At 64.2% G+C, this 26,129-nt stretch carries 19 protein-coding genes, 1 tRNA gene, 1 pseudogene and 1 riboswitch; of the genes and pseudogenes, 7 read left to right on the forward strand and 14 right to left on the reverse strand.

The genetic code is table 11. From position 1 onward, the window contains the following. Positions 1–35: 35 nt before the first annotated feature. Positions 36–135, reverse strand: a riboswitch (guanidine-I (ykkC/yxkD leader). Between the two features lie 183 nt (positions 136–318). The 4 genes and pseudogenes from NTD82_RS20735 to NTD82_RS20750 all read right to left on the reverse strand — a co-directional run. After that, positions 319–483, reverse strand: a pseudogene (locus tag NTD82_RS20735) (transposase); the annotation flags it as partial. Between the two features lie 48 nt (positions 484–531). Next, a complete protein-coding gene (locus tag NTD82_RS20740) occupies positions 532–1,545 on the reverse strand; it encodes a hypothetical protein (protein WP_262130018.1) in 1,014 nt (337 codons plus the stop codon). An 85-nt stretch (positions 1,546–1,630) separates the two neighbouring features. Continuing rightward, positions 1,631–2,656 (reverse strand): hypothetical protein, encoded by a 1,026-nt coding sequence (locus NTD82_RS20745; protein ID WP_095158755.1) that lies wholly within the window; start codon positions 2,654–2,656, stop codon positions 1,631–1,633. 325 nt (positions 2,657–2,981) lie between these two features. Next, positions 2,982–4,049 carry a helix-turn-helix transcriptional regulator gene (locus NTD82_RS20750; RefSeq protein WP_262130019.1) on the reverse strand — a complete coding sequence of 356 codons (1,068 nt, stop codon included), beginning with the start codon at positions 4,047–4,049 and terminating at the stop codon, positions 2,982–2,984. A gap of 97 nt (positions 4,050–4,146) precedes the next feature. On the opposite strand from NTD82_RS20750, the gene NTD82_RS20755 reads away from it, so the two are divergent. After that, a complete protein-coding gene (locus tag NTD82_RS20755; RefSeq protein WP_262130020.1) occupies positions 4,147–5,157 on the forward strand; it encodes a hypothetical protein in 1,011 nt (336 codons plus the stop codon). A gap of 45 nt (positions 5,158–5,202) precedes the next feature. Here the strand turns inward: NTD82_RS20755 and NTD82_RS20760 are convergent, their stop codons facing one another. The 3 genes from NTD82_RS20760 to NTD82_RS20770 all read right to left on the reverse strand — a co-directional run bounded on the left by NTD82_RS20760 (position 5,203) and on the right by NTD82_RS20770 (position 9,253). After that, on the reverse strand, positions 5,203–7,662 hold the full coding sequence (locus NTD82_RS20760; protein WP_262130021.1) for a TonB-dependent siderophore receptor: 2,460 nt from the start codon (positions 7,660–7,662) through the stop codon (positions 5,203–5,205). 110 nt (positions 7,663–7,772) lie between these two features. Next, the gene (locus tag NTD82_RS20765) at positions 7,773–8,741 is read right to left on the reverse strand and encodes a FecR domain-containing protein (RefSeq protein ID WP_262130022.1); all 969 of its coding nucleotides are present in this window, start codon (positions 8,739–8,741) and stop codon (positions 7,773–7,775) included. Beyond that, entirely contained in the window at positions 8,738–9,253 is a 516-nt protein-coding gene (locus tag NTD82_RS20770) for a sigma-70 family RNA polymerase sigma factor (RefSeq protein ID WP_262130023.1), read from the reverse strand. Before NTD82_RS20770 ends, NTD82_RS20765 begins: the two co-directional genes overlap by 4 nt. A gap of 259 nt (positions 9,254–9,512) precedes the next feature. Here NTD82_RS20770 and NTD82_RS20775 point away from each other — a divergent pair, with 259 nt between their 5' ends. Beyond that, positions 9,513–9,779: a hypothetical protein gene (locus NTD82_RS20775; protein WP_095158760.1), complete on the forward strand. Its 267-nt coding sequence runs from the start codon at positions 9,513–9,515 to the stop codon at positions 9,777–9,779. A gap of 57 nt (positions 9,780–9,836) precedes the next feature. On the opposite strand, the gene NTD82_RS20780 is transcribed toward NTD82_RS20775, so the two are convergent. Beyond that, entirely contained in the window at positions 9,837–11,537 is a 1,701-nt protein-coding gene (locus NTD82_RS20780) for an amidase (RefSeq protein ID WP_262130024.1), read from the reverse strand. Between the two features lie 308 nt (positions 11,538–11,845). Further along, positions 11,846–11,920: transfer RNA gene (locus tag NTD82_RS20785), tRNA-Gln, on the reverse strand. A gap of 290 nt (positions 11,921–12,210) precedes the next feature. Between NTD82_RS20785 and NTD82_RS20790 the strand changes: the two genes are divergently transcribed. The 3 genes from NTD82_RS20790 (at position 12,211) to NTD82_RS20800 (ending at position 16,019) form a co-directional block, all read left to right on the forward strand. Further along, positions 12,211–12,837 carry a LysE family translocator gene (locus NTD82_RS20790; RefSeq protein ID WP_262130025.1) on the forward strand — a complete coding sequence of 209 codons (627 nt, stop codon included), beginning with the start codon at positions 12,211–12,213 and terminating at the stop codon, positions 12,835–12,837. 173 nt (positions 12,838–13,010) lie between these two features. Then, complete coding sequence (locus NTD82_RS20795; protein ID WP_262130026.1) at positions 13,011–14,702, forward strand: molecular chaperone HscC; 1,692 nt, start codon at positions 13,011–13,013, stop codon at positions 14,700–14,702. A 6-nt stretch (positions 14,703–14,708) separates the two neighbouring features. Beyond that, a complete protein-coding gene (locus NTD82_RS20800) occupies positions 14,709–16,019 on the forward strand; it encodes a J domain-containing protein (protein WP_262130027.1) in 1,311 nt (436 codons plus the stop codon). Positions 16,020–16,524: 505 nt separating this feature from the next. Here the strand turns inward: NTD82_RS20800 and NTD82_RS20805 are convergent. Both NTD82_RS20805 and NTD82_RS20810 read right to left on the reverse strand, forming a co-directional pair. Then, the gene (locus NTD82_RS20805) at positions 16,525–18,390 is read right to left on the reverse strand and encodes a CocE/NonD family hydrolase (RefSeq protein ID WP_262130028.1); all 1,866 of its coding nucleotides are present in this window, start codon (positions 18,388–18,390) and stop codon (positions 16,525–16,527) included. A 15-nt stretch (positions 18,391–18,405) separates the two neighbouring features. Further along, positions 18,406–19,134: a TorF family putative porin gene (locus tag NTD82_RS20810; protein ID WP_262130030.1), complete on the reverse strand. Its 729-nt coding sequence runs from the start codon at positions 19,132–19,134 to the stop codon at positions 18,406–18,408. Between the two features lie 208 nt (positions 19,135–19,342). Between NTD82_RS20810 and NTD82_RS20815 the strand changes: the two genes are divergently transcribed. After that, positions 19,343–20,212, forward strand: coding sequence for a helix-turn-helix domain-containing protein (locus NTD82_RS20815; protein WP_262130032.1), 870 nt, complete (start codon positions 19,343–19,345; stop codon positions 20,210–20,212). Positions 20,213–20,314: 102 nt separating this feature from the next. Here NTD82_RS20815 and NTD82_RS20820 read toward each other — a convergent pair whose 3' ends face one another. The 3 genes from NTD82_RS20820 to NTD82_RS20830 all read right to left on the reverse strand — a co-directional run bounded on the left by NTD82_RS20820 (position 20,315) and on the right by NTD82_RS20830 (position 24,869). Beyond that, positions 20,315–22,633, reverse strand: coding sequence for a TonB-dependent receptor (locus NTD82_RS20820; RefSeq protein ID WP_262130033.1), 2,319 nt, complete (start codon positions 22,631–22,633; stop codon positions 20,315–20,317). 78 nt (positions 22,634–22,711) lie between these two features. Beyond that, on the reverse strand, positions 22,712–23,830 hold the full coding sequence (locus NTD82_RS20825; RefSeq protein ID WP_262130034.1) for an aryl-sulfate sulfotransferase: 1,119 nt from the start codon (positions 23,828–23,830) through the stop codon (positions 22,712–22,714). Between the two features lie 61 nt (positions 23,831–23,891). Beyond that, a complete protein-coding gene (locus NTD82_RS20830; protein WP_262130036.1) occupies positions 23,892–24,869 on the reverse strand; it encodes an ABC transporter substrate-binding protein in 978 nt (325 codons plus the stop codon). 85 nt (positions 24,870–24,954) lie between these two features. Between NTD82_RS20830 and NTD82_RS20835 the strand changes: the two genes are divergently transcribed. Further along, entirely contained in the window at positions 24,955–26,040 is a 1,086-nt protein-coding gene (locus NTD82_RS20835) for a GlxA family transcriptional regulator (RefSeq protein WP_262130038.1), read from the forward strand. Positions 26,041–26,129 lie beyond the last annotated feature (89 nt).

Here is a 26,129-nt window from a genome sequence, read left to right on the forward strand (position 1 = left end):
GGCGGGCAGGAGTCGAGCGGCGCGTTGGCGCTCTCTTCTCCCGGGCTTTTATCCCGCCGTGTAACCTCGCTGGAGGTCGACAGCTCTCGGACCAGACACTCGTTGTAGCGAGCCGGAACCCTAGCTGTCCATTTCTCGAATTGTGGTGCTGTTTTGGCCGGGGTGGGCCGGTGACTCCTGCACGGTAGAGGTGAGAGCAAGAGGTGTGCCGGGTTTTGTAAAACCCTGCAATAGGGTGTTTGCCGGGTGGTGACGAGGGCGTTGAGATGGGCAAGGGTGCTCGTTTATGAGGCGTGGGTGGGAGCAGGTGATGCATTGTGGTGCTGGGTTGTGGTGATTGCACTCTTCCAGATCTTTCACGCTGGTGTGCGCCTGGCGCTTGATCCACTTCTCACTCAACGTCGAGAAAAAGCGCTCAACCATATTCAACCAAGATGCCGAGGTCGGTGTGAAATGGACCTGGTAGCGCGGGTGTGCTGCAAGCCTCTGCGAATGCCGCAACTCACGAGCATTCGCGAACTTAATGAAACCTCACCCCAGGCCCTCTTTACTCTCACGACTCGACCAACAAAACCCAAACAACACCAACCCCTCCACCGGCTCATAAAACATCATCACCAAATCCGCCCCCCAACTCTGATAGTGATACGCAGGCACGCTGGCCACATGATGGAACGGATTACCCGCAGGGCTACACGGATACCCCGCCGTGATTCCACTCTTCTCACATTCCGCATAACCCAGCGTCAGGCTGGACACCGGGAACTTCATGAAGTCCGCCACACCGCCAATCTGCTCGACGAACGTCATCTGCTCAACCCGGTGCAGGGGCACCTTCCTCGCCAGCTCCGACGGGCAAAACAGCAACCCTGATTCGCGATACTTCTCTCGGGCCGCCTCAAAAGCCGCTTTCTGGTCAGAATAATGAGCCTGCAAACTTTCCCGCGCTTCGACATATGGATCAGCAAGGTGCTCGTTACCTGCATGCAGGAAGAAATAACGCGGATCACCCATCAGTCGGTAGCGTCCGTCTTCGACCTTGAAACCAATCCAGTTAGTGTGCAACAACCGGTTATGCCACGGGGTATCTTCGGTCGCCTGGCCAACGTACTCATGCTCGGTGGGCTCCAGCGGCCCCAACATCGTCAGATAGCCCGACCACTCTGGGTTCACCACACTCAGATCAATGCCGAAAAACGGCTGCAAGTGCTCGATGAGGTCGGCCTGATCATCCACGAACACCGTCTCCGGGTCGGGGAACGGGTACAGGCCATAAGGGACGTTTCGGTAGTCTGGCCAGTTCTTTGCTACTTCTCGGAGCACACTCATGGCCTCCCGGTCTGTACTCAAGCCTTCCTTGTAAACCTTCAACAGGGCCTGCGCCGCCTCGAAATGTTCCGGGCTGAGCTGCGCCAGATCATCCGCGTTGACGGTATAGCCGGAACACTCCTGCATAGACAGTACGATCGCGCGTAAACACCTAGCGGACGCCCGATGGTCATGGACGAGGGCGTCCTTGTATTTGAGAAAGGGGGATTCGCTCATCTTTGGTCGTCCTTAGCCCAGATTTTTTGAAGTAAGAAAAACGGCATCCCGAAGGATGCCGTTTTGTATCACACAAAAAGCGCAATCAGGACGCTACGACCGCCGCCTGAGCAGCCTGTGCCTCTGCCGCCGCCCGCGCATTCTGGCGCGCCATGCCGCTGGCGTAGAGCTTGTCCAGCTCGGCCTCACCACGCGCAATCAGCTCTTCCTGAGACTGTGCAATCTTCTTCACCACGAAGTAGTGCAGGGCGGTGAGTGCGGCGTAGCCGACCACCAGTGCAGTGACGACGTCGTCACTGCGGCGTTGCGTCAGCATGTAGGCGAAGGCCGCCAGGTAGATCAGGCCGCCGCCGTAGGTCAGCAGGGCTTCGATCTTGTGCGAGCCCGGGACCACGTTCTTGGTGTAGATGCCGCCATTGCCGTTCCAGTTGATCCAGCCCGCCCAGACCATCGGCGACATCAGCGCGAACAGCGGGAACATCGCCCAGCCGAAGACCACCAGGATGCCGCCCCAGACCAGCGAGGCCACGGGATGGTATTTGGTGCCGGTATCGACGAATTTCTTGCTGGTGGAGTAGTTGATGTCGAGGAAGCTGCGGCCTTTCCAGCTCATGGTGCCGAAGATGTGGCCCGGGCGCGCCTGCAGGTTGCCGTTGCCGGAGTAGGTCACGTCGGTGTCACGGTTGATGTCGTACAGCCAGGTGTTGTGGCTGACCTGCACGTCATGGCTGGTGTGGCTCTCCAGGTTGCCGAAGGCGTTCTGCTGGACGTGGGTGTTGCTGAACACGGTGTGGTTGGTCCTGGTGTCCAGCACGCGGCCGACCAGCAGTTGCATGTCGTCCAGGGCATTGGCGCTGTCGCCGAACACGGTGCGCCCGGATTTGCCCCGCTGCCAGATCGAAAAACCGACGTAGCCGATCGCGGCGCCAATGGCCAGCCAAGGCCAGCGGTAGGAGGTGACGATTTCGATGTTGTACATCAGATCGATTTCGGACTCATAGATGAACCAGAAGGCCGCCAAAGCACCCGCGCCGGCGAAGGCCAGCGCCGATTTGCGCTTGAACGCCGCGTAGCCGGCAGCGACCGTCAGCAGAAAGATGATAAAGCTCACTTCGTATCCTCGTATTGGTAAGACCGGTTTCCGGTTCGGCGACAAGATACCGGCGCCAAGCACCTGAGGCGAGTGAAAGTTGCATTTTGCTATCACTCGGAAAGGCCTCTGAACCGGGCCTTGAAGCGTTTCAGTTGAAGTGGCCTCATCGCCTGCAAGCCAGCTCGCACAGGTTCGGTGCCATGCTTCGATTTTGAGATCAGCGAAGATCTTCGGCGATGAGGCCGGCAGATACAGCCCGGTTGCCTGGCGTGGCCTCATCGCGAGCGAGCTCGCTCCTACAGGTCCGCAGTTTCTGTAGGAGCGAGCTTGCTCGCGAATTGACTCACCGCGAATACCGCGCCAACGCTTTGCGCAGCATCCCCCGCACATGCTCGCGCAACCCCACCGGCCCCAGCACCTCGATATCCGCCGCATTGCTCAACAAGAACAGGCGCAAGCCCTGGCTGTCGAGAATGTTGCAGGTCAGTTTCCAATGCTCGGCACCATCGGGTTGCAACACCTGATCATCGGTCAGCGGGTTCTCCCACAACCGGTTGTACAGGTTGGCGCCCAGGCGCAGTTCCAGACGGATTTCGCCGTCGCCATGCAAGGTCATCAAGTGCCGCTGGGCCTCCAGCGAATGCACGTCGTAGCCCTCGGGATCGGCGATGTTCACCCGACCCGTGTCGATCGCGACGATGCGGTGCAGCATCAACGCACACAACTCGCCCGGCCCGTTGCTGCCGTATTTGCCGCGGGGTTTTTGCGGGTCTGGCTGATAACCATCAAGCCACTGCTCTTCCGCCACCAGCGCCGACAAGTAGGTGTTGGAATCCTGGTGGGAGAGGGCCAGCGGTTTGAGTTGATACATGCACAGCGCGTCGTCCGCATCCCGCGGGCGGTAGGTCACGGCCAGTGGCTCGTCGCGGAAAATCGCCTGTTGCAGACGGGTCAGCAACGCGGCGTCATAGCGCCCGGGCCGCAGCACCATGAAGCGGGTGCCAGAGGTGATGCGCCGGCCCAGATCAATCCCGCGCGGGGTCTGATGGTTCATCACGTGGATGGCGAAGTTGCGCAGCTCGGTCAGTTGTTCGGTGTGGGTCTTGAGCCCGAAGCGTTCGGCATGATCGAAGATCGCCGACAGGGTCATGGCCTCGATCGGTAGCAATTTGAGCTCATGCTGGTATTTGCTGATCCGCCACAGGATCGGCAGGCCGTTGCCCTGTTCCTCAGGCTGCACCACTCCTTTTCCTTCGAGCCATTCGAGGTCGCGATTGATGGTCTTCAGCGAGCCGGACCATTCGCTGTCAGCGCCGTGCATCAGTTTGAGCAGGGTCGAGGCGGGTTGCGCTTGCTGTTGGCGGCCCAGCGCCTGGAGAAGCCGCTCGCGGCGAATTTCAAAATTTTTCATCGAATCGGGCGGACCTGGACAAAAAGTGGGAAGGCTGGCTGTTTTCATACCCGGGCTGACAGGCGATAGTGCCTGCGCCAGCCCACAGGAGCATTACATGAAGCGTCAGTCCTACCTCGCTGCTACTCACGTTGCCGGTTTTATCGACTGGTTGGCCACCGAGCTTGAATCGGTTTCGCTGTTCCGCCACCAATACGTCGATCGCCGCAAGGCATCCATCTGGCAGTGCAGCGACCTGTTCGACGCCTTCGAAGGCTACCGCTGGAACCATCCCGGCAACGAGCGCCTGGGCTACGACGCCGGCGATTGCCCACGCAGCAACGCCATCGCCCTCGATGCCCTGCGCCGTGACCTGCTGGCGGCCAGCGGCGATGATGCACGCAGCCTGCTGGCCTCGCTGGACGTGATGGCCTGGGGCGGCGTCAGTGCCCGCAATGCCGACTGGCTCAAGACCAACGAGCGGGGCCTGGCGCAGACCCTGCACACGGTCAAGGCGGCGCTCGACGCCGGCGATCCGCAAGCGCCGGTACTGCGCGACAAGGGCCTGCGTTTCAACTCCGGGATGACCAAGGTCTACTCGCTGCTCTGTGAAGACTTCCTGATCTACGACAGCCGCGTGGCGGCGGCGCTGGGCTGGCTGGTGGTCAAGTACTGCAAGGCCAAGCACCTGGCCTGGGTCCCGGCCGAGTTGTGCTTCCCCTGGGCGGCGGCCAAGGAGGGGGTCAACAGCGCCGCGCCGAAGCAGCGCAATCCGGGCAATTCGCACTTGCAGTTCAAGCGCCTGCGCGCCGGGCATCACCATGCGTTGTGGAACCTGCGGGCAAGCTGGCTGCTCAGTGCGGTGCTGGCGCATCCGGCAGCGGCGGACAGCCGTTTCAATCGAGTGACCGGGCCGGTCACACCGCTGCGGGCGCTGGAGGCCGCGTGTTTCATGATCGGCTATGACCTGGGCACGGACGACGGTGTGCAGGAATACAGCGACGAATTCGCCCAACGGATTCTGGCGGTGGCGGAAGAGGATTTTGTCGAGATCGACGCCGATGAGCTGATCGGGCAACTGGATGAAATGATCAAGGCGGCGCGGGAGAACAACAGCGGGCGAGTGTGACGCGCGGGGCAGGAGGGGCCGCGTCGGCGGCCCCCACGCCTTGCATCAGAAGCTGTATTTCACGTTGAACATCACGTTGCGCGGGTCACCGTAATAGGCGGTGTTGTAGTTGCCGATACCGCTGTAATACACCCGGTCGAACAGGTTGTTGAGGTTCACCGTGCCCTTGAGCTCGTCAGTGAAATCGTAACTGGCCAGCAGGCCAACCACCGCGTAGCTGCCACGATTGAGCTTCTGCGGCCCGACCTGCTCGTCGAAGCTGTCGTCGATAAAGAAGCTCGCGCTCTGCCATTGCACATTGCCGCCGACGGTGGCCTTGTTCAGCACCCCCGGCAGGCGGTAGCTGGTGGCAGCCTTGAGCAGGTGCTGCGGCTGGGTGGTGGCAACGCGCACATGGTCGGCGTCATAGGACGCCTGGTAGACGTAGCCGGCATTGATGTTCCAGCCCGGCAGCAGCTCGCCGGCAATCTCCAGTTCCACACCATTGGTCGTCGCCCCCGATACCGGACGCATCTCGGCATTGCCCGCGCTGTTGGTCCGGCCAGTGCTTTCGGCGAGGTTGTCCTGCTTGAGCTGGAACAGCGCCAGGCTGGCGTTGAGGCGGCCTTCGAAGTACTCGCCCTTGATCCCCACTTCATAGCTTTCACCGGTCAGCGGGTCGATCGGATTGTCGCGGGCATCCTTGTTGTACGGCTGCGGTTTGAAGATGTCGGTGTAGCTGGCGTAGACGGTGTACTGCTCGTTCAGGTCGTAGGTGATGCCGGCGTAGGGGATGACCTCGCCGCGGTTGCTGGTCGGGTAACTGCGGGTCCTGCCGAGCGCGTTGAGGCTGCTCAGGGTCCAGTCATAGTCGTTGACCCGGGCACCGAGGATCACGTTGAAGGCATCAGTGGGCTTGAGCACTACGGCCGCGTAGCTGACCTTCTGCGTGGCATCGATTTTCTGCGTCGACCACCACGCCCAGTCGGTCGGGTAGGTGGCGTTGTTGTTCCAGGTGAACGGGTTGACGCTCTCGTCGGTGGTGCCATCGGTACGGCGCGATTCGGCATCGGTCTTCGAATAGTTGTAGCCGACCACCAGTTCATGGTCGCGGCCGAAGAGCTGGAACGGCCCCTTGGCGTACACGTCGAAGGACTTTTCCTCGGTGTCGGTATCGAACTTCGAGGCGCCGCCGTAATAGAAACCGTGGTCGATGGTGTTTGTGGCCGGGTCGATATGCGCGGCCGACAGTCCGGCGAGGATTTCCCGCGATTTGTACTGGCGGTAGGTGGCGGTGGCCTTGAGCATCCAGTCGTTGTCCAGGCGGTGCTCGATGCCGACGAAGCCGCGCGAAGTGTCCTGGTTGCGGTAGGCCCACTTGTCCGCCGGGTTGCTTGAGCGCGACAGATCCACCCGCCGGCCATCGCTGTAGAACACCGGCAGGTGGGCGTTGCTGGTCGCGTCGTTGCTGTTCTTCTGGTAATCGAAGCCGGCGCTGAGGGTGGTCGCGTCGTTCAGGTCGGCTTCGAGGATGCCATAGAACACCTGCTGCTCGCCTTTCTGGTAGTCGATGAAGCTGTCGTGCTGCTCGCTGCCGGCGACCAGCCGCCCACGCAGGGCGCCGCTGTCCACCAGCGGGCCGGAGACATCCAGCTCGGTGCTGTAGCGGTCCCAGGAACCGGCGCCGGCGCCGACATGGCCCTGGAATTCACGGGTCGGGCGTTTGCGCACCAGGTTGATGACCCCGGACGGATAACCGATGCCGTTGACCAGGCCGGTAGCCCCCTTGAGCACTTCGACGCGGTCGTAGATCAGCGAGTTGCCGATGCTGTAGTTGTCGCGCACGTTGCCGCCGTCGGTGCTCAGGCTGGGAATGCCGTCGTACTGGAAGGCCTGGATTTCGAAGCCGCGGGAATAGTAGGTGTAGCCCTCGGAGTTCTCGCGGTTGACGGTGACGCCGGGGGTCTGTTGCAGCACCGAGGCGAGGTTGACCAGGCCCTGGTCGTCCATCTGCTGGCGGGTCACCACGCTGACCGATTGCGGCGTCTTGCGCAGCGACAGGTCCATGCGCGTAGCCGAGGCGCTCTGGCCGACGGTGTAGGCGCCGGTGCCCTCGGAGGTCGCGCCGAGGGCTGCGCTGTTGATGGTGGTGGCGCCCAGTTCCAGCGAGCCGTCCGCTTTGGGCAGTGGCCGCAATGCGTAGCTGCCGTTGCTTTGCGGCAGCGCTTGCAGGCCGCTGCCCTGCAGCAGAATGGCGAAGCCCTGGGCGACGCTGTAGCGGCCGTCGAGGCCGGCGGACTGGCGGCCTGCGGTCAAGGCGGCATCGAACGAGATGGCGGTGCCGGACGCCGAACCGAAAGCGGCGAGCACCGACGTCAGGCTGCCGGCGGCAATCCGGTAATGCTGCTCGGCGCTGACTTCGGCGGCGCTGACGACGCCTGGCAGGCTGCCGACAGCAATGGCGCAAAGCCCGAGACGGATGGCCACGGCCACGGGTTTCAGCAAGCGTGCGTGCGGGTACTTCATGGTGTTCCTCCCCCAAATGAGGCCGTGCAAACGGCACTTGTCGAGGGATTGGCCGAGCGGGAAAAGCAAATCGTGCAACGCCCCTGAAAATTATTTTCCGCGTGGGACGCTCAGGCGTCGGCGGGCAGCACCGTGACCCAGTAATCGGTGCGCCGCACCACCCGCAGGCCGAAGCCGCTTTCCAGCGCCGCCAATGCGCGGTTGGTGTCGTCCAGCGGGAAGGCGCCGGAAATCTTCAGCCGGGCGATAGCCGGATCGCAACGCAGCCAGCCATGGCGATAGCGCGACAGCTCGGCGAGCAGATCGGCCAACGGCCGCTCGATGGCGATCAGGCTGCCGTTGCGCCAAGAGGCGACCGCAGCGTCGCTGATGCTCGCCGCGCCGAGGCTGGCGCGGTCGAAACGCACCTGCTGGCCGGCCTCCAGACGCAGCACTTGTGGGCTCAGCGCCGGGCGCACCTCCACGGCTTTTTCCAGCACCGCGACCTCGCACCAGGCGTCGTCGCTTTGCACCGTAAAACGTGTGCCGAGGGCGCGGACCTGGCCTTGCGCGGTCTCCACCAGGAAGGGGCGACCGAGTGAGTCCGCCGCGGTTTCCACCAGCAGCCGGCCGCTGAGCAGGCGCAGCAGGCGGCGGTCGTTGTCGAACGCCACATCCAGCGCCGAATGGCTGTCGAGCAGCAGCGAACTGCCGTCGGCCAGCGTCAGGCGGCGTTGTTCGCCGACGCCGGTGTGGTAGCTGGCGGTCATCGCGATGCGCCAGTCGCTGTCCCAGGTCCGCCAGCCCAGCGCGCCGACACCGGCCAACACCAGCAACTGGCGCATGACCCGCCGGCGTGTCTGCCCGGCGTTGCGCAGGGCAGACGCGGCGACCTTGCCCGGTACGCCCTCGACCATCCGCCGCACCTGTTCGACTTGCTGCCACGCCTGGCGATGCAGCGGGTCGGCGTTGTGCCAGAGCTGCCATTGCTGGCGCTCGGCTTCGCACTCGCAGCCCGACGACAGCCGCGCGTACCACTGCGCGGCGCTGCGCAGGGCATCGCGTTCGGCCGGGTCGAGGACGGGGCGCGCGTCGCTCACAGCAGGCCCATCTGCATCAGGCAGCAATGCTCGACGGCCTTGGCCATGTGGTTGTTCACTGTGCGCAGGGAAATACCCAGGCGCTCGGCGATCTTCGGATAACTCAGGCCCTCGAGCTGGGACAGGATGAAGGTCTGCTTCACCGTGTCGCCGAGGGCATCGAGCATGCGGTCGATCTCCACCAGGGTCTCCAGGACGATGGCCTGTTCTTCCTGGGACGGATGCTCACGCTCGGGCAGGGCGGCGAGGGCTTCCAGGTAACTGTGCTCCAGTGCCCGGCGGCGGAACAGGTCGATCACCAGGCCCTTGGCCACGGTGCTCAGATACTGCCGCGGCTCGCGGATGTCCAGGGCCTGACGCGCCTTGATTACCCGCACGAAGGTGTCCTGGGCCAGGTCGGCGGCATCGCTGCTGTTGTCCAGACGCTTGCGCAACCAGCCACGCAACCAGCCGCAATGGGTGGCATAGAGGTCATGGACGGCGGAACGCAGGGCGATATCGTCGGCGGGCATGAGAAAACATCACTAATGAGAATTGGTTGCAATTCTCACCTTGTTGTAGCGGGGTTTGCAATGACTTGTTACGGCTATTGAGCCGGGTGGGAAATGTCCCAGTTCGACGGGGCAGGGCTGAGACCACCCGGTACGCGAACTGCTGGAAGCTCTAAGGGTTTCAGCCGCGGGCTGATTTTCGAATGAATCTCTGCCCGTCCGGGGTGGTCACAAAAATGTCGACCATCCCCAATCGAGCCCGCAGGGCAGAGAGGTATTCATGAGCAATGATGAACTGGAGCGTGAAGTCCTGACCCGTTTGTTACACGCGCACCCGGAAGGACTGGGCAAGGAAATTCTCGACAACTACCGCGGCGAAAAGGCCGTGGCCGGGACGCTCAAACACCTGCAGGAACGCAATCTGATCCACGGCAACCCGGTGACCGTGCAGGACCATGAACCGTCGGTGACCTTTCCGATCAAGCTGACCAGTGCCGGCGTCGATGCCGCGCGGCGTGCGGATGGGGCAGGCGCTCAAGGACGTTAATCGTTGCAGCGACCGCGACGGTCCGGCGCCCCCGAACCGTCGCGGTTGCCTGCGCTGTTACAGCGCCGGCGTACGCGGCGGAATCATCCGCCGGTTGCCGGTGGCTTCGAACGCCGCGCCGAGGCGCAACAGGTTCGAGTCGTCATAGGCGCGACCGGCGAAAGTCAGCCCCACCGGCATGCCGATATCGGCCATCACGCCCATCGGCACGGTGACGGTCGGCACGCCGAGGTGGCGAATCGCGAGGTTGCCGTTGGCGACCCAGACACCGTTGCTCCAGGCGATATCCGCCGACTCAGGGTTCACATCGGCATCCGCCGGGCCAACGTCGGCCACGGTCGGGAACAGCACCGCGTCCAGCTTCAGTTCGTCCATCCAGTCTTCCAGGTCGATCTTGCGGGTCTTCTCCAGGCCACGCAGACCGTCGGGTACGGTGCTGATTTCATTCCACGGGGTGATGCCGCGCTCGGCCATCTTCACGTACTCGTCCATGCCGGCGGCGAGGTCGCCTTCGCGGTTGGGCAGGGTGCCGGGGTCGTGCGGGAAGATCTTCGGCCCGTCGACATCCACCAGCCGATTGAGCTTCGGATCGCCGTTGGCCTGGAGGAAATCGTCGAAGGCCCAGGCGGTCAGGTCCCACAGTTCATGGTGCAGGAACTCCGGCGAGACGATGCCGCGGTTGAACACGGTCGGTGCGCCCGGACGGTCGCCTTCGCAGTTGGACACCAGCGGGAAGTCCACTTCGATCACTTCGGCACCGGCCGCTTCCAGGGCCTGGCGCGCCTGCGTCCACAGGTCGATGACCGAGTCGCGGGTGTTGATGCGCTGGCCGGTCGGGCCGCCAATGCCTGGTGTTTCCGAGGTGCCGGCCAGTTCATCGGCATTGATGTACATGCGCGGCACGCCCAGGCGTTTGCCGGCCAGGGCACCGGCGCCCACCGCCAGTTCCTGGTAGGAGGCCGGGCGCACCGAGGCAACGCTCGGGATCGGCACCCAGGTTTGCAGGCGCCACAGGTCGCCACGGGTGTCCTTGTCTTCGGCGACCACTACGTCGAGCACTTCGAGCAGGTCGGCCATGGTCCGTGCGTAGGGCACCACCACGTCCATGGTCGGCGTCAGCGGCCAGTTGCCGCGAACCGAAATCACCCCACGCGACGGGGTGTAGGCACACAGGCCGTTGTTCGAGGCCGGGCCGCGACCGCTGGACCAGGTTTCTTCCGCCAGGCCGAAGGCCGAGTAGCTTGCAGCGGTGGCAGTACCGGCACCGTTGGACGAACCGGAGGCGAACGGCGCGGTGAGGTAACCGGCGTTGTACGGGCTTTCGGCGCGGCCATAAACGCCGCGCTGCATGCCGCCGTTGGCCATGGGCGGCATGTTGGTCTTGCCCAGGCAAATCGCCCCGGCAGCCCGCAGGCGCTCGATGGTGAAGGCGTCGCGATAGGCCACCAGCTCGGCGAAGGCCGGGCTGCCGGACGCGGCGGTCAGGCCCTTGACCAGGTAGCTGTCCTTGGCGGTGTAGGGAATGCCGTCCAGTGGGCCGAGGGTTTCACCCCGGGCGCGGCGGGCGTCGGAGGCTTCGGCTTCCTTGAGGATTTCGGGGTTGCGCACCACCACCGCGTTGAGTGCGGTGGGCGTGTCGGCGCCGTCGTAGGCATCGATCCGGGCAAGGTAGGCCTTGACCAGTTCAACCGCGGTGGTTTGCCCGGATTCGAGCGCGGCACGCAGTTGGGCAATGGAAACTTCGGTGACCTCGATCATGCAGCTTGCTCCGGTGACTGACAGGTAACAGGGAAAGTGCTTCCCTCACGCAGGGACATCAGGCTTTTCAAATTGTTATCTCGTTCGATACCCCGTTGTGCGGCTTTACGCAACAGGGCGGCCTAAAGTGGGCGATATATTTAACACTTGGCGCTGAACAAGGGAATGGGGACTACGCCAGACCTGATGATTTTGGCGATAAAGGGCAGCTTTCGCTATTTGGAGGTGTAGAAAAATACGAACAGTCGAACGCTGTCTGCCGAGGCATCAGGATCATTCAGAAGGGAGGGTGAAGCAGAAGAAGAAAATGGCAGGGGCGGCTGGATTCGAACCAACGCATGGCAGGATCAAAACCTGCTGCCTTACCGCTTGGCGACGCCCCTGTTGCGACGGATGAAAGTACATCCAGATGCAGAATCCTGCTGCTTGCGAAGACGATTTCGCGAAGAACCCTGTGGTCCGTTGCAGGATGGGCGGCAATTTATCAACTTTTGTTACGTCTGTGAAGCCCCTTTTAAAACGAAAGGGGTTTTAAAACAGCGACTTAGTTTGCGGGTCACCGTCATTGGCTCCGGCGAAAAGCCGACAGCATCGCGTTGGCGCCCGCAGATGGGGTAGGGTTGCGGACCGCATCTAGCGAAATTTCCCACATCCCCAAGGACGGAGAGCGATCGTGTTCCCATTGGATATCTGGCTGGCCTACACCGCCGCCTGTCTGCTGCTGGTGATTTCCCCCGGTCCCGACAACCTGCTGGCGATCGGTCGCGGTCTGAGCCAGGGGCGGCTGGCGGCGATCGTCTCGGGGGTGGCCTCGGGGGCCGGCATTCTCTTTCACACCACCACAGCAGCATTGGGCCTGACCCTGTTGATGCAGACGTCGGCGGTAGCCTTCTGGGTCGTCAAGATCATCGGTGCCGGTTACCTGCTTTGGCTGGGCATCAAGGTGCTGCGCTCGCGCAACCTGATCAACTTCGCGCCGGCAGCCAGGCAGCCGCTGCGCAACATCTTCCTCACCGGTTTTCTGTCCGCAGCGCTCAACCCGAAGCCGGGTCTGTTCGTGCTGGCCTTCATCCCGCAGTTCGTCAATCCGCAACTGGGTTCAGTGACGCTGCAGATGTTTGTCTATGGCATGTGGTTCGCCGCGCTGACGGCGGTGGGTTTTGCGCTGATGGGGGTGTTCGTCACCGCGCTGACCCAGTCGCTACGCCAGCGGCCACGGCTGGTTAACGGCCTGAATGTCGGGGCAGGGGTGACGTTCGTTGCCTCGGGTGTCTCGGTGGTGGCGCTGACCCAGAAATAAATCCTGCCCTCGGTTTGGCACGCGACTGAAGACTGCCCGGGAATTTTCGTTCAAGAGGTGTGTCGCATCTCCCACGGGCCACTTTACGTGGTCCCATCGCGTCGCTCTAATAGCAAACCCGCGGCTCGGGCTGGCCCGCGCCGGTTTTCCGCATTACACAAGGAACAGTGACCGTGATCATTGGCATCGATCTGGGTACGACCAACAGTCTGGTCTCGGTATGGGACGGCGAGTCCGCCCGCCTGCTGCCCAACGCCCTTGGCAATTACCTGACGCCCAGCGTCGTCGGCCTCGACGACGAGGGCCAGCTGGTCGTGGGCGATATCGCCCGCGAGCGCCTGCAGACCCACCCGCAATTGACCACCGCACTGTTCAAGCGGCACATGGGCAGCGGCCGCGAAACCCGTCTCGGCCAGCGCGCCTATCGCCCGGAAGAACTGTCGGCGATGCTGCTGCGCAGCCTCAAGGCGGACGCCGAGCGGGCGCTTGGCGAGACGGTCAGCGAAGCAGTGATCAGCGTGCCGGCCTATTTCAGTGACGCCCAGCGCAAGGCCACGCGTATTGCCGGCGAGCTGGCGGGGCTGACCGTCGAAAAACTCATCAACGAACCCACCGCCGCCGCTCTGGCTTATGGGTTGCATCAGCGCGACGAAAGCACTTTCCTGGTCTTCGACCTTGGCGGCGGCACCTTCGACGTGTCGGTGCTGGAACTGTTCGAAGGGGTGATGGAAGTGCGCGCCAGTGCCGGCGACAACTTCCTCGGCGGCGAAGACTTCGACGACAGCCTGGTAGCGCACTTCGTCGCGCGGATCGGCGCGAAAGACCTGCCGGACGTCAATCGCCCTGAACTGGCCCAGCGTTTGCGCCGTGAAGCGCAGCGCGTCCGCCATGCCCTTGGCCACGCCAGCGAAGCGCGCTTCAACCTCAGTGACGACGGTCGCGAATGGCACCTCGACCTGACCCAGGACGACCTCGCGACGGTGGTTCGCCCCTTGCTCGACCGCCTGCGCGCGCCCATCGAACGAGCGCTGCGGGACGCACGGATCAAAGCGGCGGAACTGGACGAGGTGCTGCTGGTGGGCGGCACCACGCGCATGCCGCTGGTGCGCAAGCTGGTGGCGTCGCTGTTCGGGCGCATTCCTTCCATGCAGTTGAACCCGGACGAAGTGGTGGCCCAAGGCGCGGCGATCCAGGCGGCGCTCAAGGCCCGCGATGCTTCGCTGGAAGAAGTGGTGCTGACCGATGTCTGCCCCTACACCCTCGGGATCGAGACGTCGGTGCAGGTGGCGCAGGGTTATCAGAGCGGGCATTACCTGCCGATCATCGAGCGCAACAGCGTGGTGCCGGTGAGTCGTTCGCGGGTGGTGTCCACCTTGAGCGATGGTCAGGAGCATGTGCGCGTGCGCATCTACCAGGGTGAAGGCCGGTTGGTGCAGAACAATATCTTCCTCGGCGAACTGGACATCCCCGTGCCCAAGCGCCGGGCCGGCGAAGTCGACCTCGACGTGCGTTTCACCTACGACAACAACGGCCTGCTGGAAGCCCAGGTGCACCTGCCGATCAATGGCGAGACGCGCACCCTGGTGATCGAGAACAACCCCGGCGTGCTGGACAAGGACGAAATCGCCCGGCGCCTCGCTGACTTGCAGCAATTGAAGGTGCACCCCCGCGACCAGCAGACCAACACCTTGCTGCTGGCGCGGCTGGAGCGCCTGTATCAGGAGCACCTCGGCCATCGCCGCGAGCACATCGCGCAACTGGCCCAGTACTTCCAGCAGGCGCTGGAAACCCAGGACGAGCAGCAGGTGCGCAAGGCCTACAGCAGCGTTGCCGAGCACCTGGCGCAGATCGAGCAGGAGGGCTGAGGGTTCATGAGTCATTGGCAATTGCTGGACCTGACCCCTGACGCGGACGAGCGTGCGGTAAAACGCGCCTACGCCCGGTTGCTCAAGATCCATCGTCCTGACGAAGACGCCGCAGCTTTTCAGCAACTGCGCGAAGCCTACGAAACCGCGTTGGCCGAGTTGCGCTGGAGGGCGCAGTGGGAAGAGGAGAACGAACAGGACGAGGCGCCGGAGCCGCTGCCGGTTCTGGCCGCAATCGATGAAGGCGGGGCGTTGTCAGTCGCCCCCGCACCCGCGCCGGTTCGGGCTGAGCCGGAGGAACCGGACTATGCCGCGTACGTTCGCGCCATTCCGGAGCCGGCTATCTCGATGGGGCAAATTCGTCAGTGGTTCGCCGAGGGCCACGAGCATCGGCTGCTGTCGGTATTGCCGCAGATCCTCGCCAGCGAATGGATGCTGTCGTTCGATCGCCGGCAATGGTTCGAGGAGCAACTGCTGGATTGCCTGGAGCATGAGGGGCATTGGTCCGCCGCGTTCTTCGATCAGTTGGCCGCGCGCATGGACTGGAGCGATGCCAAGGGTCATATCCCCTGCTCGGGGCCGCGCTGGCGCCACCTGATGGACTTGCGTGCGGCAGCGTTCGAGGTGGACGGCGTGCGGCGTGACGTGCAGGGCCCAGACCCGGACGCGGTGCTGTCGTTCCTGTTCGTGCGGCAAAGCGATCTCGACCGACGGCAACTGGCCGATGGCATGGACGCGGACCAGTGGGCGCATTGTCAGCAGGTGGCGGAAAGCTTCGAACAGCGCAATCCGACAACGCTGCAACGCCTGGGACTTGAACTGGTGGATGACTGGCGGGCGTGGCTGCCACGCACGGCGGTGCCGTTCTGTCTCTATTTGTGGTTGCTTGCCTGTGGATTCATGGCGCTGAAATTCCTGCCTCTGGCGCAAACCCGGCCTTCCGCTTACGTCCTCCGGGTGGTGTCGTCGGGGTTGCTGGCGGCGGCGGGCAGTGTGTGGGCTTATGTCATCTGGCGCAGGATCGCCATGTGGCTGACGCGGCTGGATATGCCCCTCAGTCGCGCGGTGTTGCCGGACAAGCTTTATCGCCGGGGCGCGGGCCTGTTGATCCTGCGTCATGTGGTGCCGTGTGCGGCGCTGTCGTGGCTGGCGGCGTGGCATCTGCGGGAACTGTCATCGACTTGGTGGCCGGTGCCGCTGGCGGTGTTTCCGTTGGCGCTGTACCTCGCTGATGCCACCTTGCGCGGCACTATTCCTGCGCCGTGGAGCCGGATGTACCAGGCCATGACCCGGCCGACGGATGAGGCGGGTTGGTAATGCGTTCCGTCGCTTTTGCTCTTCGTGCACGTTAGTTCAGACGCTGCAAATTGCGACGTCAGGAGGCCGAATGGAGGTGTCTGGAGGGGGCAGGTGCGCAGCACCCTCCGGCGAAGTGAGCTCACCGAAAAGTGTCCACCCTGTCTCCGCACACCCGTCCACCCTGTGTCCGGTCTCTACACCAAGACAAAATGGACCCGCCGTAGAGGCGGAAGGGGCCGGCAGCGCCGCCACATCGAATGGATAATCCCGCAACACAGACACCCCAGAGTCCCCGGAAGAACCAAAAAAAAGCCCTCGCAACCTGACAGTGCGAGGGCAAACGAGTGGAACCCCATTGACGTTGTTGCCTCAGCCCCGGTCGACCCGGTACACGCCGATCAGCACTTCACTGTCGCTGACGTCATCGATCGTGCCGACGTGGGTATAGCCTTTTACCCGGCGGAGTCCTGACGGACGGCACGGTGTGACTGTAGTAATGCATTCATGGTCGATTCCTCACGGGTCAGTTGGCTGCCGGGTTTAGCGGGTCGGGTCTGCACGGCTGTTTCAGCAGGCTGTCGCAGGCCGGTTGCGCCGCAGGCACCTGGATGCCCTTGAGTTCACCCAGCACCAGCGTCGAAGGGTGCTGCGCGTCATGCAGCAATTTCGGCTTGGCGGGCAGGGCGAAGGTGTCGAAGCCATAACCGCCGGTGCGCCCCGGTGCGTCGATCCACAGGCGCACCCGCGAGCCGGCGCGCAACGGATGGGAGAACGGCGGGATTTCCACCCGGCCCAGTACGGGCGTATCCGGCAGCATCGGTTCGACGGCATCCGGGGTGTCCAGGCGCCAGGGGCGCAGCGCGGTGGACTTGCCGTCATCCAGCTTGCGCGCCGACATCCGCAGCCATCCGCGCTGGATAAACACTTCCTGTCCGTCGGGCAGCAACTGGGTGAGGGTGACCTGCACGTCCAGGTCCGGCCCCATCGGCGTCGACAGCCAGAGGTTGGCGCTGCCGGGGCCATAGCTCAGCAGGTCGCGCGTCAGCGGCGCGCTGGTGTACGCCAGGCTGCCTTTTTCCCAGCCCGGTTTGAGCTGACCCCAGGCGTTGTCTTCCTCGTAAGTGTTCACGTCGGGGCCGGCCACCGGGTAGGCGTATTCGTCCGGCTCGCCCTCGGGTTTGCCGCCTTCGATCAGCTTGCCGCCGCTGGCCAGGGCGAAGCGCACCGGGGTGATGTCCAGCGGCAGGCGCTCGCGTTGCAGCGTCCAGCCGGGGGCGGCGGTTTCATTGAGGTCGTGCGGGGTGTCGCGTTGGGCGCTGGCGGTCTCCTGCCAGATTTCGACGTGCGGGGTTCGGTTGAAGCCGTTGTCCTGGCCTTTGACAAAGTGATCGAAGAAGGCCACCAGCTTGTCGCGGAAATGCCGGGACTCGTAGAGGTCGTGCGGGCCGTTGCTCTGCACGGTCCACAGTTGTTCCGGGCGCACGGTCTCGTGGTAGTAGCCCTCGCGGGCCATGACCGCCTCGTCCTGCCAGGCTTCGAACGACAGGATCGGCACCTGGGTCAGGTGGGTGCGATCGCGGAGGTTGCGCTGGTTGACCCACTCATCGCGCAGCGGATGGCGGATCAACTGGTAGGTCAGGGCGTGCTTGCCGATCTCCGCTTCGTTCTTCGCCAGTTGGCTCAGGCAGCGGCTGTCGTTTTCGCTGGTGGCGCTGGCCTTGACCGCAGCCCAGCGCTGGTCGAGGTACCAGTGCCAGCCGGTGACGAACTCCGGCGCCGGCACCCCGCCCGGTGCCCAACTGTCGCCGCGGGCATCGCCCAGCACCATGCCGGGGGCGATCGCCTTGAGGCTCGCAGGGCGCTCGGCGGCGGTCATCAGTTGCGACATGCCGGACCAGGACCAGCCAAACATGCCGACCTTGCCGTCGGACCACGTCTGTTTTGCGATGAACTCGATGGCGTCGCGGCCATCGGTGCCGTAGGCCGGACCGAGGAAATCGAAGGTGCCCTGGGAGCAGCCGGTGCCCCGCGCCTGCACGCCGACCACGGCATAGCCGAGGCTCACCAGTTGCTTGTCGAGATCGACCGAGAAGGTTTCATCGTCGGCCAGGTAGGCGCTGCCGCCGATGCTGCCGGAGTCGTAGCCGCTGTAGCGGACCAGCACCGGGAAACGGCCCTGGTTGGCCGGCAGCAGCGCCGAATAGCGCAGCTCGGTGCCGTCCGCCGTCTTGATATAGCCGGTTTCGCGTTTGGCCCAGAAGGGTTGCCATTGGCGAGCCGGGGCGGAGCTGACGTCCTGGCCGGGAATGTCCTGGGCGGCGTACGCGGTGCCGCCCAGCAGTGTTGCGGCCGCCAGGCTGGCGGCCATTGCAGTTGTGCGAAAAAGCATGATGAGCACCCTGGATCAGAAGCGTTTCGAGGCGGAAACCATCAGCGTCGCCGAGCAGATGTCGTCGATGCCCTGGGTGGATTCGCATTCGGCTTTCGAGAGGTCGGTATCGACGTAGGCGAGGCGCCAGGCGACGCCCAGCAGTTCCTTGCTCAGCCCCACCTCCCAGTCGCGATAGCCGCTGCGGGTGCTGCCGTCGTGGCTGACATAGACCGGGTCCTTGGCGTCGGAGTAGCCGAGGCGCAGGTCTAGCGCCGACTCCCAGGGCAGGTCGAGGGTGTAGCCGGCCCAGATCACGCCGCGGTCGTCGCCGTAGGGTTTGACGTCGCGGGTGTACTTCACGCCCAGCGTGGCGTTCAAGGCCGACAGTGTGCCGATCCACTCGCCGTAGTTGAAGGCGCTCTCGCGGGGATAGTCGTATTCGTAGTAAATGAGCGAGGCGCTCAGGGTGTCGTTGAAGGCATGCTCGATACCGACGTAATAGTCGTATTCGCGACGGGCATCGCTGTCGAAATCGATGTTGGATGTGAAGATGCCTGCCAGCAGGCCGCTCGAATGATGGAGGCTGACATCGAACTGCAAGGCCGGTTTGTTAAGGGTTTGCGAGATCCCGCCGGTGCGGTAGTCGCTCATCGCCGCGACCAGCACATCGAGGGTGAAATCCGGGTTCAGCTCCACGGCCTGTGCTGATATGGCCTGGCTCAGCAAGACCGCTGCGCCGAGGCGCACTGTGATCGCTTTCATCTGCTCCGCTCCGTTTATTATTCTTGACGGCAGATTGACGCTTTAATAGTTATTTGTATTACTGATTTTGTTGTGTGAGGCTTGTCGTGCGACGCGTCATTGTCGTCGACATCCTTAATTTATTGGCTTTATGCGGCGTGCCTCTATCCGTCTTGCGCATGAAACGGGTAGATGATTAATAAAATTAACAAATGACCGGGGTAAGAGCATGGCGATCAAGGTGCTGGAAGCTCACGAAGTGAGCGAGCATCGTGTGGCGTTGCCGGGCTGGCAGGAGCAGTACACGCAGATGTCGTCGGGCCATTTTCATGGCCGGCTGGTGCATGCGCAGACGGGCGCCGTCGAGCTGTACGAGGAGCACATGAACCTGCGCGTCGAACAGGAATTCCATGCCCCGCCTGATGCCCTGGTGTTCAGCTTCGACATGAGCGACGACGCGCTGTACCTGCTCGATGGCCAGACCCGCAATGCCTGGGTCACCCCGGAGAACTACCGTGAGGTGGCGGTGGTGTTGAAGCAGCCGGCGGCCTGGAAGCGCTCCGCCGCGGAGTTTCGCCAACTGGTGTTGCAACCGCTGCGCTCGACCGGCTGCCGCTCGTTCGCCGACTCGCTGAGTGGCGTGCTGGCGGGTGCGCTGGAAGGCCATGTGGACGTCGATGCGCCGGGCTTCGCCGAGCAGATTGCCGAGGGTTGCTTCCTGTTGCTGGACGAGGCGCTGGACGTCGGAGCGCGCCGGCGTTCGGAGAACCAGGCGCGGCGGGTGGTCGAGCGGGTCAAGGAAGTGGTCAACGACTGCCCGCAGGACAGCTTCGGCGTGCTCGACCTGGCGGAAGCGGCGGGGGTGTCGGTGCGGCATTTGCAGCAATCGTTCATGCGTTACGCGGACATGCCGCCGACGGTCTGGCTGCGCAATCGCCGCTTGAATGCGGTCAGGCGTGATTTGCTGGCGGCGGACCCTGGTCAGGTGACTGTGGCCGAAGTGGCGATGCGCTGGTCGTTCTGGCACCTGGGACGGTTTTCGCAGTCGTATCACGCGCTGTTCGGGGAGTATCCGAAGGCGACGTTGAAGCGGGGATAGGCAGATTTTGTGCTGCCCTTCATCGTTGGCAAGGCCAGCACCCACAGCGGGGGCTGGCCGGATACACCAACGAGGTCTGCCAAAGCCGACCTTCAGCCTGGCCTAAAAGTCATACCGCCCCGTAACCCCCACCGTCCTCGGCGTTCCCAGCACCCCCGTGTACCCGCCATTCGGCGAGTTCCACAGCGTGGTGTAGTAGGTCTTGTCCGCCGCATTCTTCACCCATAGCGACACATCCCACTGCCCATCCGCGAGATCGCCACGTACACCGGCCGAAAGGTTGACCAACGCATAGCTCGGCAATTGCGCATGGTCCGAGTCGTCCACCGTGCCCACGGCATGGGAGCGGAAGGCGTAGCTGGCGTTCACGTACGGTCGCAACGGGCCGGCCTCCCATTCATAGGTGCCGCTGGCGTTGAGGATCCATTTCGACGCGCCGACCACGGTGTGCCCGCTCAGGTCGCAGGACGCCGGCGCGCCGGGCTGCAAGGCGACTTCGGCCGGGCAGGGGGCGTTGTTGTAGTCGAGGTAGCGCACGTCGTTCAGCGAGCCGTTGAGGTTCAGGGTCAGGCCGCGCACCGGCAGCAGGGTCGATTCGAATTCGACGCCGCGGCTGCGCACGGCGCCGGCGTTGGTCAGGTAGCTGGTGAGGTTGGCGTCGTCGTAGGCGTTGGTCTGGTAGCCGTGGACTTCGGTCCAGAACAGGTTGGCGTTGAGCAGCAGACGCCGGTCGAGCAGGGTGGTCTTGATCCCCAGTTCGGCGTCGTTGGCCCGTTCGCTGCCGATCAGCAGGGAGTCGGCACCGGCCACCGGCGCGCTGGCGACGCTGAGGTTGACGCCGCCCGATTTCTCGCCGTGGGACAGCGAGGCATAGCCCATCACCTGATCGTTGAAGCGATAAGCCAGGCTGACCAGCGCCGACGGGCTGAAGCTGTAGACGCTGAGATCGCCCGAGTCATACGCGCCGAGGCGCGCCTGGCGGACGCTGGCCGCCGCACCGCTGACCGCCGCGCCGCCGCTTGGCGCGTAGCGACCGACCCGCGCTTGTTTCACCTCGTAAGTGCCGCGTACGCCGGCGGTGAGGTCCAGGCGCGGGGTCAGGTGCCAGGTGCCTTGGGCGAACAGGGCGAAGCTGTCGGTGTCGATGCGGCCTTTGCCCAGGCTGTAGACGTTGTTCAGCGCGCCCTGTGGCGTGCCGTTCCAGGTGTCGGCCAGCGGGCCGTAATCGGTGAAGACTTCGTTGCGCATTTCCTGGCGGAAGTAATAGGCGCCGAGCACGTAATCGAAGAGTTCGCCGGTCGGCGAGGCCAGGCGCAGTTCCTGGGAATATTGCTGGTCCCGCGCCGACTGGCCGACGTTGTACATCACCGGGACGTTGAGTTCGTCGTCGTTGCGCGGGGTGAAATCCCACCAGCGCCAGGCGCTGACGGAGGTCAGGGTGTAGTCGCCGGGCAGGCTCCAGTTGGCTTCCAGCGAGGTGCCGCCCTGGAACACTTTGACGTTCTGGTCGGCGTCGAGGTTGACGTGGCGCCCTTGGGCCAAGGTCGCGCCCACCGCGGCGGCGCGTTGCTCGTATCGGTTGACGCCGTTGATGGTCGGGCCGGTGCTGAACAGCGAGCGGGTGCCGGCGCTGGAGTCCTCTTCGTTGTAGTCGGCGATCCAGCGCAGGTTGAAGGATTCATTCGGTTCGAACAGCAGTTGCCCACGGAAGCCCTGGCGGGTTCCGCCGCCGAGGGTGTGGCCGTTGTAGTCGTTCTCGACGTAGCCGTTCTCCCGCGTGCGATAGGCGGAAAAACGTCCGGCCAACTGGTGGGTCAGCGGGCCGCCGATGCTGGCGTGGGTTTGCACGTAGCCGTCTTCGCCAAACGAGGTCGAGACGCTGCCCTCTGGCGTGAACGAGGGCCGGCGGGTGCTGATGTTGAGCACGCCGGCGGTGGTGTTCTTGCCGAACAGGGTGCCTTGCGGGCCGCGCAGCAGTTCGAGTTGCTCGATGTCCAGCAGGTCGAACACGGCCATGCCGGGGCGGCCGAGGTAGACGTTGTCGAGGTAGATCCCGGCGCTGCCTTCCAGGCCGTCGCTGGCCGGGTTGTTGCCCAGCCCGCGGATCGACAGGCTGGACTGGCGCGGGTTCATGAACGACACGTTGACGCTGGGCAGCGCCTGTTGCAGGTCCTGCACGCGGTACAGGCGCTGGTTTTCCAGGGTTTGCGCCGAGAGCACGGTCATGGCCGTGGGGACCGTCTGCACATCCTCCACACGGCGGCGGGCATTGACGGTGATGGTCTGCAAGGTCGCGTCATCGGCCTGCGGGCCCTCGACGGTTTCGGCGCTGTAACCCGGCGAGCAGGCCAGGGCCAGCAAACCGGGAAGAAAACGGGGCCAGACGCACGCGCGGCTGTTTCGTTGCAAAGGCATGGTCATCATGAACTCCTGTGATGAGTGAACCTCTCGCTGCGCGTGGTCTGCGTAAGCGTGATCGGAAGGGTTGGGGGTTATGGATCAGTCGCGCAGCCAGGGCAGTTCATGGGCCTGATAGCGGTGGGCGCGGAAGATCGCGTTGTTCTCGCCCGGCAGGTAGGCGCGCGAGGCGGCGTCCGGGTAGGCGGCGAAATGCGGGTTGATGTATTCCCAGACCACCTCACCCTCGCGGGTCACTTCGAACAGCCGGCCGAAGTTGGCCTCGGTGATCAGCGTGTTGCCGTTGTGCAGGCGCTGCGCGCCGCCCATGAACGGGGTGAAGAAGGCGTAGCCGGGGGTGTCGGCGTACTGCCATTCGATGCGCTGGGCGTGCGGGTCAACTTCGATCACCCGCGAGTGCGGCATGGACACGTTAGGCCGCGAGATGCCGTTGTCGAACACCAGGATGCGGCCGTCTTCCAGTTCGCTCGGGCAATGCTGCTGCGCCACCAGGTCGTGGCCGAGGCGCCACAGCACGCGGTCGCTGGCCTTGTCGACGGCGATCACCGAGGACACGCTGCGCAAACTGAGGATGACCTTGCCGTCGCGGCCCGGGGTCACCGAGTTGGTCATCGGCCAGTGGTAGCGCTCGAAGCAGTCGTGCAGCGGGTAGTCTTCCGGCGCCAGGTGTTCCCAGCTCCGCCATTCCCAGACCAGCGTGCCGCTGCGATCGACTTCCTTGACCACGTCGCCGTAGATCACCCCGCCTAGCGCCTCGCTGCCGGGAATCCCGCCGAGCACGCGACTGGCGATATCCAGTGGCAGCGGCTCGGCAGTGGTGTAGAGCAGGTTGCCGTTTTCCAGCCATTGGGCGTCGTGGTGGTGGGTCAGGTCGGTGTATTCCCAGACCACTTCACCCTCCGGCGTCACCTCGCTGAATGCACCGCCATGCCACACCGACCAGCCTGGAAACAGCTCCGGCGAGTCCGGGTGGTTGCCGTTGTAGCCGAGGTTGCCGTTGGCCAGGATCACCGCGTCGCGGCCGGGGCGTTGCGGCAGTTTCCAGCGGTGCACTTCCTCGCCGCGCAGGTTGATGAGGAACACGTTGCCGCCGGCGGTCTGCGGGGCGAACAGGGTGTAGCCACCGGCCGAGCGTTCGGCATCGACGGCGATCAGGCCGGTGGCGTGGCGACGCAGGGTGGTGCGGTCGAGTGCGGGCATGACTTTTCTCCAGATGAGCGGCGCCCTGCCGGCAACTGCGGCATGGCGCGAAGGTTTCAGATCAGGGGTGTTGTGGCAGCAGGCGGTTGTAGCGGTCGTCGAAGGCTTCGATGACCTTCAATGGACGGGGAATCAGCCGGGCCTCGGCGAAGCGGTCGGCCAGGCGTTGTTGCAGGCCGGCGACCCGTGCGTCCAGCGCGACGTACTGCAAGCGCTGTTGGCCGAGCATTTCCTGCAACAACGGCAGCGGCAGGCGGGTGACCTGGCTCAGCCGCTCGGCCCAGGCGTCGGGGTGGGCGGTGGCCCAGGCCTGGGCTCGGGCCAGGCGCTGGATAAAGTCGCCAAGCAGCTCGGCCTTGTGCGGATCGTTCAGCGCCGCGAGGCTGGCGACAGTGAAGTTCAGGCCGGTCTCGGGCCATTTCGCGCCGTCCACCAGTTTGCGTGCGCCGCGGGACGTGGCCTGGCCGACGAAGGGATACCAGACCGCCCAGGCATCGAGCTTGCCGCTGGCGAAGGCGTTCTGCGCATCGATGGGGCTGGCGTAGATCACATTCACATCCTTGATGCCCAGCCCGGCCTCGGCGAGGACGGCGAGCAGCAGGTAATGGCCGCTGGTGCCCTTGGCCACGGCGATACGCTTGCCCTTGAGGTCGGCGGGAGCGGTGATGGCCGAGTCGGCCTGGACCAGCAGCGCATTGTTGTTCTGCGCGCCTTCGGCGGCGGCCACCACGCGCACATCGAAACCACCGGCCTGGGCGAACACCGGCGGCGCGTTGCCGACCACGCCGACATCCACTGCAGCGGCGCTCAGCGCTTCCATCAGCGCGGTGCCGGTGCCGAAGGGGTGCCAGTCGAGGGTGTAACCGAGGCCCTGGTCTTCACCGGCGGCGCCCAGCAGCGCCTGGATCAGTCCGCTCTGGTCACCGACTTCCAGCTCCGGCGCGGCCTGGACGGGCAGGGCGCCGAGCAGCGAGGCGAGCAGCAGCCAGGGTGTCAGATGGCGACGAAGGCGCTTGGCAGGGAAGGACTTTCTGGGCATCGTCTTGGCTCTTGAATCGGAAAGTGTTGCCAGTATGTCCACGCCCGTCCAACGCCACCATGTCAAACACCCCTCGTTTTCTGCCATGTCGGCGCCGCGAACCGTTCTGGTGCTGGCGTTTCCCGGTGCGCTGCTGCTCAACGCCGCCGGCCCGCTGGAGGTGTTCGCCGCCGCGCCGCGCATTCTGGGCGGCGAGTTGAAACAGAGCCCGCCGTACCGGATCGTGCTGGCCTCGCCGTTGGGTGGCGAGATCGAGACGATTTCCGGGATTGCGGTGATGACCCGCTCCCTGGCGGACGTCGAGGCCGAGGCGGAGCTGGACACCCTGATCGTTATCGGTGGTCCGGGGGTGTCGGAGCTTGAGAGCGACCCTTACGTCAACGCCTGGCTGCAGCGCCACGCGCCGAGGGCGCGGCGCCTTTGCTCCATTGGCACGGGCGCGTTCGCCCTGGCCGGCGCCGGCTTGCTGGAGGAGCGGCGGGTGGTGACCCACTGGAGTTTTGCCGAAGAACTGCAACAGCGTTACCCGGCATTGAGCGTGGAGCGCGAGGCGCTGTACCTGCACGACGGCCACCTGTGGACCTGCGGTGGCGCCAGTGCGGGCATCGACCTTGGCCTGGCCCTGCTGGAACAGGACCTTGGCCCGCATGCGGCGCTGACCCTGGCGCGTTATTTCACCTTGTTCCTGCGCCGCTCGGCGGAACAGGCCCAACTCAGCGCGCCGCTCAAGGCACAGAGCGACGCCCTGCGCAGCGACCGTGACCAGCGTCTGGTGCGCTTGCATGCCTGGATCGCCGAGAACCTCGACAGCGATTTGCGCGTGGAGCGGCTGGCGGAAAAGTTCGGCATGAGCCCCCGGCATTTTGCCCGCGCCTACACCGCCGCCACCGGCGGCACCCCGGCGCAGACCGTTGAGACCTTGCGCCTGGAAGCCGCCTGCCGGTTGCTGGAAACCAGTCAGGAACCGATCAAGCGAATTGCCGAGACAGTGGGCTTTGGCAATGAAGAACGCATGCGCCGCAGTTTTCAGCGGCAATTGGGCGTGAGCCCGCTGGGGTATCGGTCACGTTCGCGGGTCGAGGGCGGGGGTGAGGAGAGTCCGGTGGCGGGGCAGACCGGATATCGGTATGAGGAGCGAGTGTCGATTGCGTTGGACCATCTGGCGCAGTAGGAGCGAGCTTGCTCGCGAAGGGCTGCGAAGCGGCCCCATAGGCCGTGACCCTTTTGGGGCGCTGTCCCCTTCGCGAGCGAGCTCGCTCC

Origin of the sequence: Pseudomonas sp. 5P_5.1_Bac1 (genome assembly GCF_025466015.1) — a bacterium.
GTDB lineage: Bacteria > Pseudomonadota > Gammaproteobacteria > Pseudomonadales > Pseudomonadaceae > Aquipseudomonas.